This window comes from Pseudomonas sp. GR 6-02 (assembly GCF_001655615.1).
Lineage (GTDB): Bacteria > Pseudomonadota > Gammaproteobacteria > Pseudomonadales > Pseudomonadaceae > Aquipseudomonas.
On sequence record NZ_CP011567.1, the window covers coordinates 814,870 to 831,121 of the forward strand.

Annotated in this window: 10 protein-coding genes; 7 read left to right on the plus strand and 3 right to left on the minus strand. The window is 56.0% G+C overall.

Annotated features, from left to right (window positions below; genetic code table 11):
* Positions 1-130: 130 nt before the first annotated feature.
* Positions 131-394 carry an ADP-ribosylglycohydrolase family protein gene (locus PGR6_RS03495; protein ID WP_237229576.1) on the plus strand — a complete coding sequence of 88 codons (264 nt, stop codon included), beginning with the start codon at positions 131-133 and terminating at the stop codon, positions 392-394.
* A gap of 606 nt (positions 395-1,000) precedes the next feature.
* On the opposite strand, the gene PGR6_RS03505 is transcribed toward PGR6_RS03495, so the two are convergent.
* Both PGR6_RS03505 and PGR6_RS30305 read right to left on the minus strand, forming a co-directional pair.
* Entirely contained in the window at positions 1,001-2,818 is a 1,818-nt protein-coding gene (locus PGR6_RS03505) for a hypothetical protein (RefSeq protein WP_064616116.1), read from the minus strand.
* Positions 2,819-2,892: 74 nt separating this feature from the next.
* Positions 2,893-3,156: a hypothetical protein gene (locus PGR6_RS30305; RefSeq protein WP_064616117.1), complete on the minus strand. Its 264-nt coding sequence runs from the start codon at positions 3,154-3,156 to the stop codon at positions 2,893-2,895.
* Between the two features lie 297 nt (positions 3,157-3,453).
* Between PGR6_RS30305 and PGR6_RS03515 the strand changes: the two genes are divergently transcribed.
* The 6 genes from PGR6_RS03515 to PGR6_RS03540 all read left to right on the plus strand — a co-directional run bounded on the left by PGR6_RS03515 (position 3,454) and on the right by PGR6_RS03540 (position 15,830).
* Complete coding sequence (locus tag PGR6_RS03515) at positions 3,454-4,383, plus strand: WYL domain-containing protein (RefSeq protein WP_064616118.1); 930 nt, start codon at positions 3,454-3,456, stop codon at positions 4,381-4,383.
* A complete protein-coding gene (locus tag PGR6_RS03520; RefSeq protein ID WP_064616119.1) occupies positions 4,383-7,916 on the plus strand; it encodes a helicase-related protein in 3,534 nt (1,177 codons plus the stop codon). The genes PGR6_RS03515 and PGR6_RS03520 overlap by 1 nt, the downstream gene beginning before the upstream one ends.
* Complete coding sequence (locus PGR6_RS03525; RefSeq protein ID WP_082920816.1) at positions 7,913-9,289, plus strand: AAA family ATPase; 1,377 nt, start codon at positions 7,913-7,915, stop codon at positions 9,287-9,289. The genes PGR6_RS03520 and PGR6_RS03525 overlap by 4 nt, the downstream gene beginning before the upstream one ends.
* Positions 9,286-10,011 carry a retron system putative HNH endonuclease gene (locus PGR6_RS03530; RefSeq protein ID WP_082920817.1) on the plus strand — a complete coding sequence of 242 codons (726 nt, stop codon included), beginning with the start codon at positions 9,286-9,288 and terminating at the stop codon, positions 10,009-10,011. Before PGR6_RS03525 ends, PGR6_RS03530 begins: the two co-directional genes overlap by 4 nt.
* Complete coding sequence (locus PGR6_RS03535; RefSeq protein ID WP_064616120.1) at positions 10,008-12,914, plus strand: DUF1156 domain-containing protein; 2,907 nt, start codon at positions 10,008-10,010, stop codon at positions 12,912-12,914. Before PGR6_RS03530 ends, PGR6_RS03535 begins: the two co-directional genes overlap by 4 nt.
* Positions 12,915-13,034: 120 nt before the next feature.
* Positions 13,035-15,830: an ATP-binding protein gene (locus PGR6_RS03540; protein WP_064616121.1), complete on the plus strand. Its 2,796-nt coding sequence runs from the start codon at positions 13,035-13,037 to the stop codon at positions 15,828-15,830.
* A gap of 48 nt (positions 15,831-15,878) precedes the next feature.
* Here the strand turns inward: PGR6_RS03540 and PGR6_RS03545 are convergent, their stop codons facing one another.
* Positions 15,879-16,181 (minus strand): hypothetical protein, encoded by a 303-nt coding sequence (locus tag PGR6_RS03545; RefSeq protein WP_064616122.1) that lies wholly within the window; start codon positions 16,179-16,181, stop codon positions 15,879-15,881.
* Between the last annotated feature and the right edge of the window lie 71 nt (positions 16,182-16,252).

Genomic DNA, 16,252 nt, shown 5'->3' on the forward strand with positions numbered 1-16,252 from the left:
GATGCATCTGGTTACTCAACAACCTCGCTCTGAACACCGCATCCGGAATGGCGCTCAGGTCCAGGATGCGGTTCTCAGCGAAAACTGTCGGCTCAACCGATCACGACACTCCCTGTCGCGAAGGCCCCTCATGCTTGTTTCATCAACAGGCAAAACGATGGTTTTCATCGACCCGAATCACGGCGGTGATAGTGACAGTACCGGGCTCATCGCCGGACACTTGTCGGGTACTCAATATGGTGCTGCGGCGATTCCTGCTCGCTGGTTTGAGCAACTGGAATTGCGTGAGGTGATTGTGCAGGTTGCTGAGGATCTTGAGCGCGTGCCGCGTGAGTACTGTGGGGTTGGCGGCATGTTCAATCAGCAGATCGAATTGGCATATCCCGGGAGTTGAGCGCACGTAATGCAGGGGGCTCAAAGGGGCGCTCGCGGAGCTACTGGCGCGGCGACGATTCTGAAGAATAGGTGGGTGATAGTGTCGCCCGTTTTATCGAGCTGCGTACAGGACGGGGCTTTGAGCCTTAAGACTTCACATCAGCTTTGTTCAGCACGATGTACAGCGACTCTGCATGGAACGGCGTGGACTCGATGAATACAATGTCGGACTGGTCGATGGTTCCGGCCGGGTCAAGCCCGATGACTCAGACCAATGCCTATGCCTGATTGACCAAGGAAGCTGCAGTGCTGCGGTTTGAAGCAGCACCCCCACCGGTCGTGCCAGGGTTATAGTCCGGTGTATCGATGATGCACAGGTTGCCGAATAGGTCCGGGTCCATGGGAGTCTTGACGCTGATGAAGGGCAGAATGCGCTGGTCAAGTACGTGGTGCAACGCTTCCAGATCAATTCCAATGTCAACGACCCCAAGCCCGAGGCCCAGCAACTGGTGCTGGCGAACCGGGCTCAGTTGCGGCCGTGGCTTTGCATCGATTGAAACGCGGCAGGAGCATTCGCGTTGTGACGTTCATGCCCTTGTCTGCTGGCTACCCTGGCAACCCTTAATTAGATCGCCCGTTCGAGCAGCTGCGCCTCGGCGATTTGGCCATCTTGATAACGCAGCAATACCTGACGTTCACCTTGATCGAATAGCGATTGGTGCAGCTGGCGGGTGTCGAATGGGCCCTGCGCCAGCGTACCGGCAACGCTGTCCAATTGCATCGTGAAGTTTTGGCTTAGCGAGGCGTCGAGGCTGAAGACGCGTGAGCTGGTCAGCTCCATCTGTGAGCTGTACACACTGCGACTCTGGGCGGCGATAGCGTCGAGCTGCGCCAGGCTGTCAAGTACCTTGGCTGCGGCACTGCGGTGACGTTGCTGCGGCTCAGCCATATAGCGCAAGGCGCTGTTCACAACCTGCAACTGAGTGGCTTGCAGGTATCCACTCACCCAACCTTCCATCTTCGCCAGGCTGCCTTTCAGCGCCTGGCGGGCACTGTCTGCGCCGAACAGCTTGTCGGCCTCGACAGCCTGTGCGTCGTCCAGCTCTTCTTTCATTTTTCGGTCGAAGAATTGCCGCAGTGCCGTGATCTGGCTGTGCTGGCTTTCGAGGGTCTGCACGGCGTAGATGCTGATGCCGTCTTGCGCGTAGTGTTCGAGCAGGTCCTGGGTATAGTCAACCATTCCGGCGAGCGATTCCCAGCGGGCTTCGTCCAGTTCGCGCAGCACGGTGTCGAGCTGGCGTTTAATGGCGTTCAGCTTCTCGTTGATATCGTGCAAGTGCTTCTGACCTACGGCTGAGGACACCGCGTTCCAAACCGCGCCGCTGAGCAGCACGTTCTGCAGCTCCTCAGGCAATGACAGGCTGGCCTGCTCGCTGATCTTGCCGCCGGTACGGACAAAGGCCCTGACGCTGCCATCGTTGTTGGCGTTTTTGGTCAATGTCTCGAAGGGCAGGCTACAAACCACATAGTTGCCCCTGGACATTTCTCCTAGCGCGGCAAGCCCCGGCACATTGGCCAGCAACGGGCTGAGCGCGCTGATCTGGTCGGTGGGTAGCGGACGATGTACGCCTGCAGGCGGTCGCTGCAGTGTGTTGAGTTTCAGCAGCGTTTCGCCCTGGCCGTTCTGCACGACCAGCTCTGAACTGCCCGGCGTGGGGGGGAGCACATTGGTCTGCACCGGTGGACGTGCCGCAGGCGCTTCGCGGCGCAGGCGGATCCAGCCCATCTGGGCCACAAATGGTACGGTTACCCGATAGGCTTCGGCGAGGCTGCTGTGCAGACCGATGCCAGCCGTGGCGGCGACGCCGATGGGGTTCAGGCGAAACCCCGTGGTTGCCACTGTGAACAACGCCGCGCTGCTTGCTGCCGACAGGCCGACCGCGGTGCCAGAACTCACTGAGAGCGCGTCCTTGAGGTTGAACAGCCCGGCCAGCACCTTGGTGCTGGTGGCGCGCTCAAAACGATCGCTGGGCGCCAATTCGCGCCAGCCGGCACCGAACAGCGCCAAGGCGATCTGCCGTTCCTTGTCGGCCACGGAGCTGCTCGCTGCGTCGCTGCCATTGAGCTTTCGATAAACATCGTTGACGATTTCGGCATAGGACACAGCGGACTTTTTCAGGAAACGACGCGCCAGATTCATCGCCGAGTGCCCGCCAAATTGCTGCAGTTCTTGTCCCAGCAGCTCGAGCTGCTGTTGGTCGTAGCCGGCAGGTCGGGAGCTGTGCTTGGCTTGTACCAGCCGCTTCTTGACGTCCGCGTCCAGGCCGGCGCGACCTCTCGAGAAGTCGGTGATGATGTCCACCAACATGTCCACCTCATCGGGCGTGGCGCTGAGCAGGCTGGCGAAGAGTTCGTCGGCGCACTCGATTCCTGTAGTTGTCATCTATCCTTACCTCTCGGTGTCTATATCAGGTTCAGGGGAGCAGCCGGCCAATACAGAATAAGGGCTGCATTGCGCTAATTTGCCGTTGGCAGCTGCGTGGCTACCACCAGCTGCACCTCCACTCGTCGGTTGAGTGCACTGGCAGGATCCACGCCCTGCTTGGGACGTGAGTCACCGTATTCGGGAATTGTCAATCGGCCTACTACGTGACGGTCGTCGCTGCCGCGTATCGAATCGCCGCCTAGCAAGGCAGCAACGTAGGTGCTGGCTACGACAATATCGGAAGTGACGAGGCCGCTTAACAGTGTTTGAAGTTCGTCCTTGAGGAGCTGCGTCATGTGTAGGGTTTTTCCTGGAGTTGGCGGAACCTGCGAGAGAGTTGGAATGACAAGTCTCATCCCAAGTGATGGCTTGATGATGTCAGCGAGGCGAGGTGGAAACAAGCAGGCAATGCACGCAGGGGGGGCGCAGCCACAGCCACGGCCACGGCCACGGCATCGAAGAGCGTGATGAACGGCTGAGTTAGGTTGGGGCGGTGGCGTGGCATGGCGCAGAAATGGTTGATGGCTAATTTGTCTTCTAAGTGAGGCTTAAATTGAGTAGAATTCCGGCTACTTTTCAGCTGGTAGGTATGGATGAATCATTCGGTAGTCATTCCGTCTCGCGGTTTGGACGATCTAAGTCATGCCCAGCGTGAGCGTTTAGGCTTCATTGAACATCTATTGCTACTGAAAGGTGAGGCTTCGCGAGCGGAGCTGATGACGCGCTTTGGTATTGCCGCTGCACAGGCAACCAAGGATCTGGCGCATTATCACAGTCTGGCTCCGGCTAATATTGAGTACGACAAGCGTCTTCGTCTGCATGTGCGCGGAAAAGGATTCAGTGCGCTATTCGATTATGACCCTCAACTTGTATTGACGGCCCTTAGTCAGTGCTACAGCAAAGGGCTGCCTGGTAAAGCCGAGAGGGAATGGCCCTGTGAAACGCCTCATATCCTCAATGCGCCTTCATTGCAGGTGATTACTGTGCTTTGCGAGGCTATTTACAAGCATCTGCCTGTGCGCATGACTTATGTTTCGCTCAGCAGTGGTGAGCAGGAGAGAGTGCTGGTACCACATAGCCTGGTGGGCACTGGCCTGCGCTGGCATGCGCGGGGGTTTGATCGCCGCCATCTGCAGTTTCGAGACTTCGTTCTAACTCGTATCCTCCGGGTAGAGTTAGACGATAGTTTGGTCGGGTTCGACGAGCAGGTTTCCCAGGATAAACAGTGGAATCGCATCGTCGACCTCGAACTGCGTCCCCACCCATCTATCCGTTACAAACAGGCCATCGAGTTGGATTACCAGATGCAGGGGGGGCTGCTGCGTAAAGAATGTCGCGCTGCTGTGGTCGGTTACTTGTTGCGCCGCTGGAATGTCGATTGCAGTCCTAACCACAGTCTTCCGGGGCCGGAGTATCAGCTTTGCTTAGCTAATCCTTTATCCCTGTATGGCGTGGAAAACCTGGCCATTGCCCCAGGCTACCAACTCCCCGGTAATCACTCCATACAGCAGGATGCCCACTAATGGTCAAACTGGAAGATATCAAGAAAAACGCCCAAATTCGTGGCCTGCATGGCGACGAGGTTGTGAAGATCGTCAGCGTCGATAAGGTCGGCGACTCGGCGGTCAGCGTTGTCTACCAGAAGGGGGCAGGTGGTTATGGTGACCAGATGCTGTTCCGTTCCGACGAGGCCCGTCTTGAACTTGCACAGGCTGGCAAGCCTTGGGCCTTTGACTCATCAGGCGCGGATTTCAAGTTGGCCTTGGAAGCTTGGCGTATCCAGTTGGCCTATCTGTTTGACCCGATGATGGCGGTGCATACCTCGAACGTCGACCCGCTGCCGCATCAGATTTCCGCTGTTTACGAATCCATGCTGCCACGTCAGCCGCTGCGCTTTGTACTGGCTGATGATCCAGGGGCGGGTAAAACGATCATGGCTGGTCTGCTGATCCGAGAACTTCTCATGCGTGCCGATGCTCGACGCGTATTGGTCGTTTCACCCGGCTCACTTACCGAGCAGTGGCAGGACGAACTGCTTGAGAAGTTCGGTGTCAAGTTCGAGGTGTTCAGCCGTGAGAAGCAGGAGCAGTGTGCTTCCGGTAACTACTTTGAAGAGCAGAACTTGCTGATTGCCCGGCTCGACCAGTTATCGCGTAATGAGGACTATCAGCAAAAACTCAAGAGTACTGACTGGGATCTGATCATTGTCGATGAGGCACACAAACTCTCGGCTAATTACTTCGGTAACAAGGTCAACAAGACTAAGCGCTTCCAGCTAGGTGAGCTGCTCGGCTCGATCACTCGTCACTTTTTACTGATGACTGCCACTCCGCACAATGGCAAGGAAGAAGACTTTCAGATTTGGTTGTCTCTGCTTGATGGCGACCGCTTCTATGGCAAGTTTCGCGAGGGCGCACACAAGGTCGATGTCTCCGACCTGATGCGTCGCATGGTTAAGGAAGAGCTGCTCAAGTTCGATGGCACTAAGCTGTTTCCCGAGCGCCGTGCCTACACAGCCAATTACCAGCTCTCTGATCTTGAAGCTGAGCTCTATCATGATGTGACCGAGTACGTTCGCAACCAGATGAATCTGGCTGAGCGCCTTGATGCCCAGCGAAAAAGCAACGTCGGCTTCGCTCTTACCCAGTTGCAGCGCCGACTGGCCTCCAGTCCGGAAGCCATTTACCAGTCTTTGCGCAACCGACGCAAACGCTTGGAAAACCGCATAGAGGAAGAGAAGATCCTCCTGCGCGGTAGCAACATAGCCAGCACGCTGGGTGAGTATCTGGTCAAGAAACGCATTGATGTGCCGGACAACATTGATGATCTAGATGAAGAACTCAGCGCCGACGAGTACGAGCAATACGCCGAGCAACTGGTCGATCAGGCCAGTGCCGCTGAAACCATCGTCGAGATGGAGACAGAGGTCTGTATTCTTCAGGGTCTGGAAAACCAGGCGCAGCGACTGGTGGCGTCAGGCAGCGACAAAAAATGGGAAGAGCTGTCCTGCCTCCTGCAAGATACCCCAGAGATGTTCACCCACGGGCATCGTCGTAAGCTGATCATCTTCACCGAGCACAGAGCCACCTTAAATTACCTGGTGGCTCGCATTGGTGACATGCTCGGTACGCCAGACGCCATCGTTACCATTCATGGTGGTACCAACCGTGATGAGCGGCGCAAGATTCAGGAAGAGTTTCGCCACAACCCCAGCGTACAGGTGCTGATTGCCACTGATGCAGCGGGAGAGGGCGTCAACCTGCAAAACGCCAACCTGATGGTCAATTATGACCTTCCATGGAATCCCAACCGTCTGGAGCAGCGCTTCGGCCGCATTCACCGTATCGGCCAAGATCAGGTCTGCCATCTGTGGAATATCGTCGCCAACGAAACCCGCGAAGGTGAGGTGTTCCAGAAACTGTTCGACAAGCTGGAGATCGAGAAGAAGGCTCTCGGTGGTAAGGTGTTCGACATTCTTGGTGAAGCCTTCGATAACATCTCGCTCAAAGATCTGCTGGTTGAAGCCATCCGTTATGGCGATGCCCCTGAAACCCGCGCCAAGATGACACAAGTGATCGAAGGCGCGCTGGATACTGAGCACCTTAAGGAAATTCTCCGGCGCAACGCCCTGGTCGAGCAGCACATGAGCCTCGACCAGCTCTACGCAGTCAAAGAGGAAATGGAAAAGGCCGAGGCGCGTAAGCTACAGCCATATTTCATTCGCGCCTTTTTCAATGAGGCCTTCGCCAGCGTTGGTGGCGAGCTGCGTGCTCGTGAACCGGCGCGCTTCGAGATTCGTCACGTCCCGGCCGCCCTGCGCGAGCGTGACCGCGTGATAGGCGAAAGCCGCACCCCGGTGCTGCGTCAGTACGAGCGCATCTGCTTTGAAAAACAGCATGTACGGCTGCAAGGAAAGCAGATGGCAGATTTGATTCATCCAGGTCATCCACTCATGCAGGCCCTGACCGACCTCATCCTCTCTGCTCATCGCAGCAAGCTCAAACAGGGAGCGGTACTGGTTGACCCCAATGACGACGGCATAACGCCGAAAGTACTGTTCATGCTCGACCACTGTGTGCGCGAAAGTGCCAGCCAGGCCAGCGCAGAGCCGAAGGTGGTATCGCGTCGCCTACAATTCGTCGAGATCGACCCGCAGGGCAACAGCATCAATGCAGGCTGGGCACCGCATCTGGATTTGCTGCCGATCCAGTCTGTCGAGCTGTCACTGGTTCAAGACGTACTCAATGCTCCCTGGATCGAGCAAAATCTGGAGAACCTAGCCCTGCAGCATGCATCTCAACATCTGGTGCCTGAGCACTACGGCGAAGTGAAGACCCGCGTGCAGCGCCAAAGCGAAAAGGTGCTGGCCGCTGTGCATGAGCGCTTGGTCAAGGAAATCAACTACTGGTCGGAGCGCTACATAAAACTCAGCGACGATGTGGCAGCAGGCAAGCAGCCGCGTATGCAGCCGGAAAATGCCCGACGCCGCTACGAAGAACTCACCGCTCGACTGGAGCAGCGCACACGTGAGTTGCAAACCATGCAGCAGGTCAGTTCATCCACTCCAGTGGTGATGGGGGGCGCATTGGTGATTCCTGCGGGTCTGTTGGCTCAGCGCCGTGGTGACAGCACCTTCTGCGCTGATGCTGCTGCTCGCTCGCGTATCGAATGGGCTGCTATGCATGCAGTCATCGCTGCCGAGCAAGCACTGGGCCACACCATCAAGGACGTATCCGCCGAGAAGTGCGGCTGGGATGTCACAGCTCGCCCACCTGTGTCAGCCGACGGCAGCATTCGTGACGACCGCCACATTGAGGTTAAAGGCCGAGTGAAAGGCTCGACCACCGTCACCGTTACTAAGAATGAAATCTTCTCCAGCTTCAACCAGGGCGAGAAGTTCATTCTTGCCATAGTGCTGGTGGATGGTGATGAGGTGGATGGCCCGCACTACATCAAGCATCCATTCAAGACAGAGCCTGAATTCGGCGTGGCTAGCGTGAACTATGACTTGCAAGAGCTGCTGGCTCGTGCAGTCAAACCGGGGGAAAGCCTGTGAAGCTCGACAAGCTGCGTCTGAAGAATTACCGCGGTTTCGAACAGTTCGAGATCGAATTTCACAAGAATCTGACAGTGCTGATTGCACCTAATGGCGGTGGTAAAACAACAATTCTGGATGCGGCAAGGGTAGCGCTCTGGCCCTACGTCAAAGGCTTCGATTTAGGAAGTCAGACTGGAAAATCAGCCAGCATACAAACTGATGATGTGCGCATGGCATTGATGGCTGAAGATAATATGGAGCCGCAAACACCAAGTAGTATAGAGGCCTGGGGCGATTGGTCTAAGACCGAGTGCAAAAAGCACTGGATACAGCAACGACTCCGTATGAAAAAGGGCACTAATACTACAGGTGATGCTGCAGTAAAGAAGATGACGGAATATGGCCGATCGTTGGAAAAACTGGTGCGTGCTGATCAACCCGTGACCCTGCCGCTTGTGACCTACTTGGGTACCTCACGGCTGTGGTTTGAAGGCCGCTTTTCATCGATCGCTGCCGAAACCACGCTCGATAAGAGTGAATACTCCCGCACCTCCGGCTATCTCAACTGCATGTCTTACACCTCCAGTTTCAAGGCATTTACGGCCTGGTATGGCTGGGTGTACCGCAGCTACCGCGAGTTACAACTGATTGCACTGGAGAAAAAAACGGAACTGTCTGAAACCGGACGTCGGTTCGAGCAGACCATTCACGTCATCAAAACCGCCATCAACACTTTGGTAACGGCGGCAACCGGCTGGCACGACCTTGAATATAGCGCCAGCCACCAACAACAACTGGTTATGTATCACCCCCAGCATGGCGTTTTGCCGGTTGAAATACTCAGCGATGGCTTACGAAATGCAATCGCCATGGTGGCCGACCTCGCTTTCCGTGCCTACAAGCTGAACCCGCATTTGGGCGCGAATGCTCCATTGGAGACACCTGGTGTTGCTTTGATTGACGAAGTGGACATGTTCCTGCATCCACAATGGCAGCAAACGATTGTTGGATCATTACAGGCCGCCTTTCCCGAACTGCAATTCATCGTCACCACCCACAGCCCGCAGGTGCTTAGTACTGTCCGGCGCGAAAATATCCGCGTCATAGGCCCTGATGTGGATGGCCAGTTAATTGCTGCTCTGCCGCTGGGTATGACCTATGGCGAGCCTAGCGGCGATGTGCTGCAGAGTGTGATGCAGGTTGATCCCCAGCCACCTGTTGAGGAAAAAGTTGGCCTGCAACGCGTGACTGAAATGGTCGATCAGGGCCTGTACGACGACCCCGACGCTATTCAGCTCATGCAGGTATTGGTCGAAGCCTTGGGCGAACAGCACCCACAGCTACAGCGGTTGCAACGCAGTATCCAGCGTCAGAAGGCTTTGAAAGGATGAGAGCCATCAGTAAACTGGGTGATGGTGGTTTTCACCTGAAAAAGTCGCATGCCAACCCGCCGCAAACGCATGGAGCTGCCACCAGCCGCTGGAAGAGCTTTGGTCATAAGCCAGAGGTCATGGAGCTCCTACTGTCTGAACAGTATCGGTTGTGTTGCTATAGCGAGCTGCGTTCCGACCAGCAAGGCTTGAGTTATCACATTGAGCATGTGGAGAACAAAGGCCAGCAACCACACCGGACCTTTGACTACACCAATCTCGCTGCTAGTGCTCTGGCTAGCGACAGTGACCTCCCGGCGTTGAAGGCTCTAGGGGCGGAAGTATTTGGAGGTCATGCGCCCGGCAAGCGGCAAAGCGTTGATATGCAGCGCTTCGTCTCATGCCATCAAGCGGATTGCTCGCGTTTTTTCGCCTACCTGTCCGATGGTCGAGTCGTTCCGGCACACGGTTTGGAAACAACAGACCAGGAGCGTGCGCAGTACACTATCGACCTGCTCAACTTGAATAGCTCTTATCTCGTGCCCCTTCGTCGTAAATGGTGGGCTGAGTTGGAAGTGCTCTTCGACGAACATATTACCAGCGACATGAGCCTACATTGCCTGGCTGGTGTCGATCTGTTGCCCCGAAACCAAACGCTGAACCCTTTTTTCAGCCTGACGCGCCAGTTCTTTGGCCGTATTGCCGAAGACGTTATCCGCCAGGAAGCCCCGGAACTGTTATGACTGCCATCAAAGCCCCGAAAAAGCTCATCGAAGTGGCCTTGCCGCTTGACGCAATCAACGTCGCGGCAGCTCGTGAGAAGTCGATTCGTCATGGTCATCCCAGCACCCTGCACTTGTGGTGGGCGCGGCGGCCTTTGGCAGCTGCGCGGGCGGTAATTTTTGCCCAAATGGTTAACGACCCAGGCTACCAGCAGGGAGGTGGCTTCAAGTACGGAGTGAATAAAGAGAAGGCTACAGCTGAGCGCGAGCGTCTGTTCAAGATTATCGAAGACCTGGTGCTGTGGGAAAATACCAACAACGAAGAGGTGCTGGAGCGGGCTCGGGCGGAGATCTGGAAAAGCTGGCGTGAGACCTGCGAACTCAACAGGAGCCATCCGCAGGCCGCCGAGTTATTCAACCCGGAAAAATTACCTGGCTTCCATGATCCGTTCGCTGGTGGTGGCGCGCTGCCGCTGGAGGCTCAGCGTTTGGGGCTCGAGAGCTATGCCTCCGACCTTAACCCGGTGGCAGTGACCATCAACAAGGCGATGATTGAGATCCCCCCCAAGTTTGCTGATCGTGCGCCTGTTGGACCAGAAGTCGCAGCAGACAAGGGCAGCAAGAAGAAGGCGACCCGTGATGCCTTTGAGGACTGGTCGGGCTCCAGGGGGCTGGCCGAAGATGTACGCCGCTATGGTGCCTGGATGCACGAACAGGCGCAGCAGCGTATCGGCGATCTGTATCCACCGATTGAGGTGACCTCAGAGATGGTTGTCGAGCGCCCCGAGCTTGCTCAATATCAAGGGGAAACGCTCACTGTGATCGCCTGGCTATGGGCGCGAACCGTTCGCAGCCCCAACCCCGCATTCAGTCACGCCGAAGTGCCGCTGGTTTCGACTTTTGTATTGTCCAGTAAGGTAGGTAAAGAGGTTCATGTTGAGCCAGTGGTTGAGGGGGATAGCTACCGCTTTGTCGTCAAAGTAGGTATGCCGCCCGAAAATGCTAAAAGCGGGACTAAGGCGGAAGGGCGTGGTGCGAATTTTCTTTGTTTACTGTCTGGCACCCCTGTCAGCGGTGATTACATCAAGCTAGAAGGTAAAGCCGGGCGTATGGGGGCTCGCTTGATGGCAATTGTTGCGGAGGGTAGGCGTGGTCGTGTGTATCTAACTCCGACATCCGAGCAAGAGGCGACAGCTTTGGCTACCCAAGCAGATTGGAAGCCAGTTGGTGATATCCCAACCCGTATGACAGGAGGAAATTGCACTCCCTATGGTCTTGTAACATGGGGCGACCTTTTTACTGCTCGCCAACTAGTGGCGCTGACCACCTTCTCCGATCTGGTTCAGGAAGCCATCATCCGTGCGCGAGAGGATGCGCTGGTTGCTGGTATGGTTGACGATGGTCTAGGGCTTGATCAGGGAGGTTGCGGAGCCACGGCATATGCGCAAGCGGTGGGAGTTTATTTAGCGTTTGCAGTAGATAAAGCAACGGACCGAAATACGACCCTGTGCGCGTGGGAGTCGAAAATGGATCGCATGCGCAACACTTTTGGTCGCCAGGCTCTACCAATGGTTTGGGATTATGTAGAAACAAACCCGATTGGTGGGGCAGGGGGGGATATTTATGGAACAGTTTATTCGCTATGGGAAGCTCTGGATCGACTTAACCATGGTTGCGCTGGATTTAGTGTGCAGGCAGATGCTCAAACACAGAAGGTGAGCGCTAATAAGTTGATCTCTACTGATCCGCCGTATTACGACAATATCGGCTATGCGGATCTGTCAGACTTCTTCTATGTCTGGCTGCGCCGCTCGTTACGGTCAATATATCCGAGTCTGTACGCCACTCTGGCAGTGCCTAAGGCCGAGGAATTGGTGGCTACGCCTTATCGTCATGGTAGCAAGGACAAGGCCGAAGCCTTCTTCCTCGATGGCATGACCGCCGCCATGCACAACCTAGTCGAGCAGGCTCATCCAGCGTTTCCGGTGACCATCTACTACGCTTTCAAGCAGGCGGAAACCAAGGGTGAGGCCGGAACCTCCAGCACTGGCTGGGAAACATTCCTCGCCGCAGTGCTGAAGGCCGGTTTTGCCTTGAGTGGGACTTGGCCGATGCGCACGGAGCTGGGCAGCCGGATGATTGGCTCCGGCACCAACGCCTTGGCCTCCAGCATCGTGTTGGTCTGCCGCAAACGCGCAGCAGATGCCCTGACTATTTCTCGCCGCGAGTTTATTCGCGAACTAAATAGCACCTTGCCGGAAGCTCTGCTGGATATGACCCGTGGCGGCATCAACTCGCCGGTGGCTCCGGTGGATTTGTCCCAAGCCATTATTGGCCCGGGTATGGAGGTGTTCAGCAAATACAGCGCAGTTTTGGAAGCTGACGGTTCGACCATGAGCGTGCGCAGCGCGCTGCAACTGATCAACCGCTTTATCGGCGAAGATGACTTCGATCACGACACCCAGTTCTGCTTGGCCTGGTTCGAGCAGCATGGTTGGGCTGAAGGCAAGTATGGCGATGCCGATGTATTGGCCCGTGCCAAGGGCACCAGCGTTGGAGGCCTGACGGAAGCCGGTGTGGCGGAAAGCTATGGCGGAAATCTACGCCTGCTCAAATGGGCCGAGATGCCTCGAGACTGGTCGCCGGAAAACGACAACCGTGTACCTGTGTGGGAGGTTTTGCATCAATTGATCCGTGCCCTCAGTCAGGATGGCGAAACAGCTGCTGGTCAGCTGCTGGCCCGTATGCCCGATAAGATAGCCGCAGTTAACGCATTGATGTACCGGCTCTACACACTTTGCGAACGCCAGGGCTGGGCCGAAGAGGCTCGCGCTTACAATGAGCTGCAAGGCGCCTGGAGTGGTATCGAGCAGGCTAGTCAGGAAGTTGGTCATATCGGAAGCCAGAGCACCTTGGAGCTCTGATCTCATGCTCCGACCTGCACGTTATGGAGCATCAATTACACAGCGCGCCATTAGGTGGGTCTGTGATCATATGAGCAGCGGAGTGCTGTCTCATGCCTCTGTTGTAACTGGAGATAAGGAATGAGCCTGAAACCCTGGCGACTGATCGCCGAGCCCCATGAAGATGTGCGCACAGGCACCTTCGTGCAGGCGGAGTTCGCCGCTGACATCACGCGCGTGCACACTGGCACGGCTGCCGCCGAGTATCAGGATCCGCGTCTTTTCTTCCAGCGTACTTTCATCACCGAGGGAATGCGCCTTCTGCTGGACTCAGTGGTCAAGCGCCTTACTGGCAATGGCGGTGATCCTGTGATTCAGTTGCAAACAGCATTCGGTGGCGGCAAAACGCACACCATGCTGGCGGTCTATCACCTGGCCCAGGGCAAGGTGCCATCCAGCGAGATGGCAGGCATTGGCGAAATTCTCAATAAGGCCAAAGTAACCGAGCTGGTGCCGGCTCGTATCGCCGTTCTGGATGGCATCAATGCGTCCCCAAACCAGCCTGTTGCCCGTGGATCCAGCAGCATTCATACACTGTGGGGTGAGATGGCCTGGCAGTTGGGTGGAGATAGTGGCTATGCGCTGGTGGCTGAGGCCGACCATTCCGGTACGTCGCCAGGCAAGGAGGTTCTGGAGAAGCTGCTCAAACAGTACGCGCCATGTGTGATATTGGTTGACGAATTGGTGGCCTATATTCGCCAGTTCGAGGAAGGAGTATCTCTCACAGGTGGCACTTTCGACTCCAATCTAAGCTTTGTGCAGGCACTTACCGAAGCGCTCAAGGCCGTGCCTACGGCTGTCATGCTGGCGTCCTTGCCGGAGTCGGAGAAGGAAGCTGGTAGTCAGCGTGGCGTGCGTGCTCTGGAGTCACTGTCACATTACTTCGGCCGTGTTCAGGCGCTGTGGAAACCGGTGGCTACCGAGGAGGCCTTCGAGATCGTGCGGCGCCGGTTGTTCAGTCGTATCAATGATCAGTTGGCGGCAGAGCAGGTGTGCCGCCAGTTTGCTGATTTCTACACTGCCCACAGCGCCGACTTTCCTGCCGAAACCCAGCAGAGTCATTATTACGAGCGTTTGAAGCAGGCCTATCCGATTCACCCCGAGGTGTTTGATCGCCTGTATGACGATTGGTCGAGCCTGGAAAATTTCCAACGCACTCGTGGCGTGCTCAAAATGATGGCCAAGATCATCTACAGCCTGTGGCAAGACGGTAACAACGATCCTCTGATCATGGCTGGCAGCCTGCCATTCGGTGATGCCGATACGCGAAACGAATTCACCTACTACCTGCCGGCTGGCTGGGATCCGGTGGTGGATCGGGATATCGATGGCCCGCGTGCCGAAACAGCCGAGATCGAAAACAAAGACACACGCCTTGGTGCTGTGCAGGCCTGTCGGCGTACGGCGCGTACCATCTTTCTGGGCAGTGCACCGACTACGGCAAACCAGATGGTACGTGGCATCGAGCTGGAACGGGTTCTGCTAGGAAGTGCGCAGCCGGAACAGCAAATCGGGTTGTACAAGGATGCTTTGCGTCGTCTCACAGATAAGCTGCATTACTTGAACACAGGCAACAATCACTTCTGGTTCGATACTCGACCGAATCTGCGCCGGGAGATGGAAGAGCGTAAGAAACGCTTCAAAGACCGCGAGGATGTATTCCCGGCTATCCGTCAACGTTTGAGTAACATTGGAGGCTGTTTTGGTGGTGTGCATGTGTTCACCAACAGCGCGGATGTGCCGGATGATTGGGCGTTACGCTTAGTGATACTGACTCCCGATGCCGCCTACAGCAAGAGCGGGCAGAGCAAGGCTATCGCCAAAGCGGCAGAGATTCTCAAGCACCGTGGCGAGCAGCCGCGGCAAAAGCAGAATCGTCTGATTTTCCTAGCGGCTGATGCCGATAATGTTAGTCGTTTGAAAGATCACGTGCGCTCGGTGCTAGCCTGGGAGTCCATCGTTAGTGACTACAAGGACAATCGCATCACCCTTGACAACCTGATGGGCAAGAATGCCGCCGCCAGTCTGGAGCAGGCGCGGGACACCCTGAATCGCATGCTGCGGGAAACCTGGAAGTGGCTGTTGGCGCCGGTACAACATGCTGGCAATCTGACGGAGATCGTCTGGGAGCATTATCCGATCAACCCTGGGGCGGCGAATCTCTCCCAGGAGATCGAGAGGGTGCTCAAGGACAACGAATTGCTGATTACTGAGTGGGCACCGATTCACCTGGCCAACATTCTCAAACGCTGGTTCTGGAAGGACGGCGCGGCTGAAGTAGGGGCGCTGGATGTGTGGCAGAAAACCTGCTGCTACTTGTATCTGCCGCGCCTGCGTGATGATCAAGTGTTTATCCGTACTCTGAGTGTGGGTGTGGAAAGCCGTGACTTTTTTGCTGTGGCGCAAGGCAAGGATAAAATGGATCAAGGTGACGAGCGCTACCTTGGATTTGTATTTGGAAAGTCGACGTCGATTTTCCTCAATGATAGCTATCTGCTGATCGAGCCGGGTGCTGCTAAGGCTTATGAGGCGAGTCTTATTAGTTCTGAGCCAGGCCCAAATCCTGATCCAGGCCGAGGCCCAAATCCTGATCCAGGCCCTGAGCTCGAGCCCGACGCGCAGCCCGGCCCAGAGCCCACTCGTCCCTTGCCCAGCCAGTTCTATGCCAGCGTAGAGCTGGATCCAGTCAAGGCCAAAATGCAGTTCGCCACTCTAGTCGATGAGGTTATTCAGCAGTTCACGGTCAAGCATGGCGTGAACGTGACCATATCTATCGACATTCAAGCCAACAGTGGCAGTGGTTTTGATGATTCATTGCAGCGCTCAGTGAAGGAAAACTGCAATGTGCTCAAGGTGAAAACCTACGAGTTTGAGTAGGTCGTCCCTGGGGGACGTGGGCGTCGTGATGGGCGCCCATTTCGCTGTCTACAGCCAGTGCCCTGGTATTTCAATCCCGTAGTTCTTTGCCATGGTTTGCAGCGTGGCGATGATCTCTGCATGCCTGGTCTGATCAGCAGCCTGCCAGCTGGCACGACGCTCCAGAAGAGTCTTCAGCTCGCCCAAGTTGTACATGCCCAGTCGATGGAAATTGCCCCAGTTGGGGATTCCGAACAAGTTGTAGATGACCACGGTAGCGTCTCGCTCGCTGGCCAGGCGCTTGTTACCGATGAGCTTTTCGGCGGCTGCTTCGGCTTCGTCACGGTCGTCGTATGTGTTGAGAAGTTTCATAGCTAATGTGAGGTTTCTCTGAAAAGTTGGGCAGCCTACCTCAGCATCCGTCTCTTTCCAAATGCCCATGT

Bases quoted from the DNA above. Each gene is read 5' to 3' on its own strand.
- PGR6_RS03515 (WP_064616118.1), top strand. From the start codon at position 3,454: ATGAATCATTCGGTAGTCATTCCGTCTCGCGGTTTGGACGATCTAAGT.
- PGR6_RS03530 (WP_082920817.1), top strand. From the start codon at position 9,286: ATGAGAGCCATCAGTAAACTGGGTGATGGTGGTTTTCACCTGAAAAAG.
- PGR6_RS03505 (WP_064616116.1), bottom strand. From the start codon at position 2,818: ATGACAACTACAGGAATCGAGTGCGCCGACGAACTCTTCGCCAGCCTG.
- PGR6_RS03540 (WP_064616121.1), top strand. From the start codon at position 13,035: ATGAGCCTGAAACCCTGGCGACTGATCGCCGAGCCCCATGAAGATGTG.
- PGR6_RS30305 (WP_064616117.1), bottom strand. From the start codon at position 3,156: ATGACGCAGCTCCTCAAGGACGAACTTCAAACACTGTTAAGCGGCCTC.
- PGR6_RS03520 (WP_064616119.1), top strand. From the start codon at position 4,383: ATGGTCAAACTGGAAGATATCAAGAAAAACGCCCAAATTCGTGGCCTG.
- PGR6_RS03535 (WP_064616120.1), top strand. From the start codon at position 10,008: ATGACTGCCATCAAAGCCCCGAAAAAGCTCATCGAAGTGGCCTTGCCG.
- PGR6_RS03545 (WP_064616122.1), bottom strand. From the start codon at position 16,181: ATGAAACTTCTCAACACATACGACGACCGTGACGAAGCCGAAGCAGCC.
- PGR6_RS03495 (WP_237229576.1), top strand. From the start codon at position 131: ATGCTTGTTTCATCAACAGGCAAAACGATGGTTTTCATCGACCCGAAT.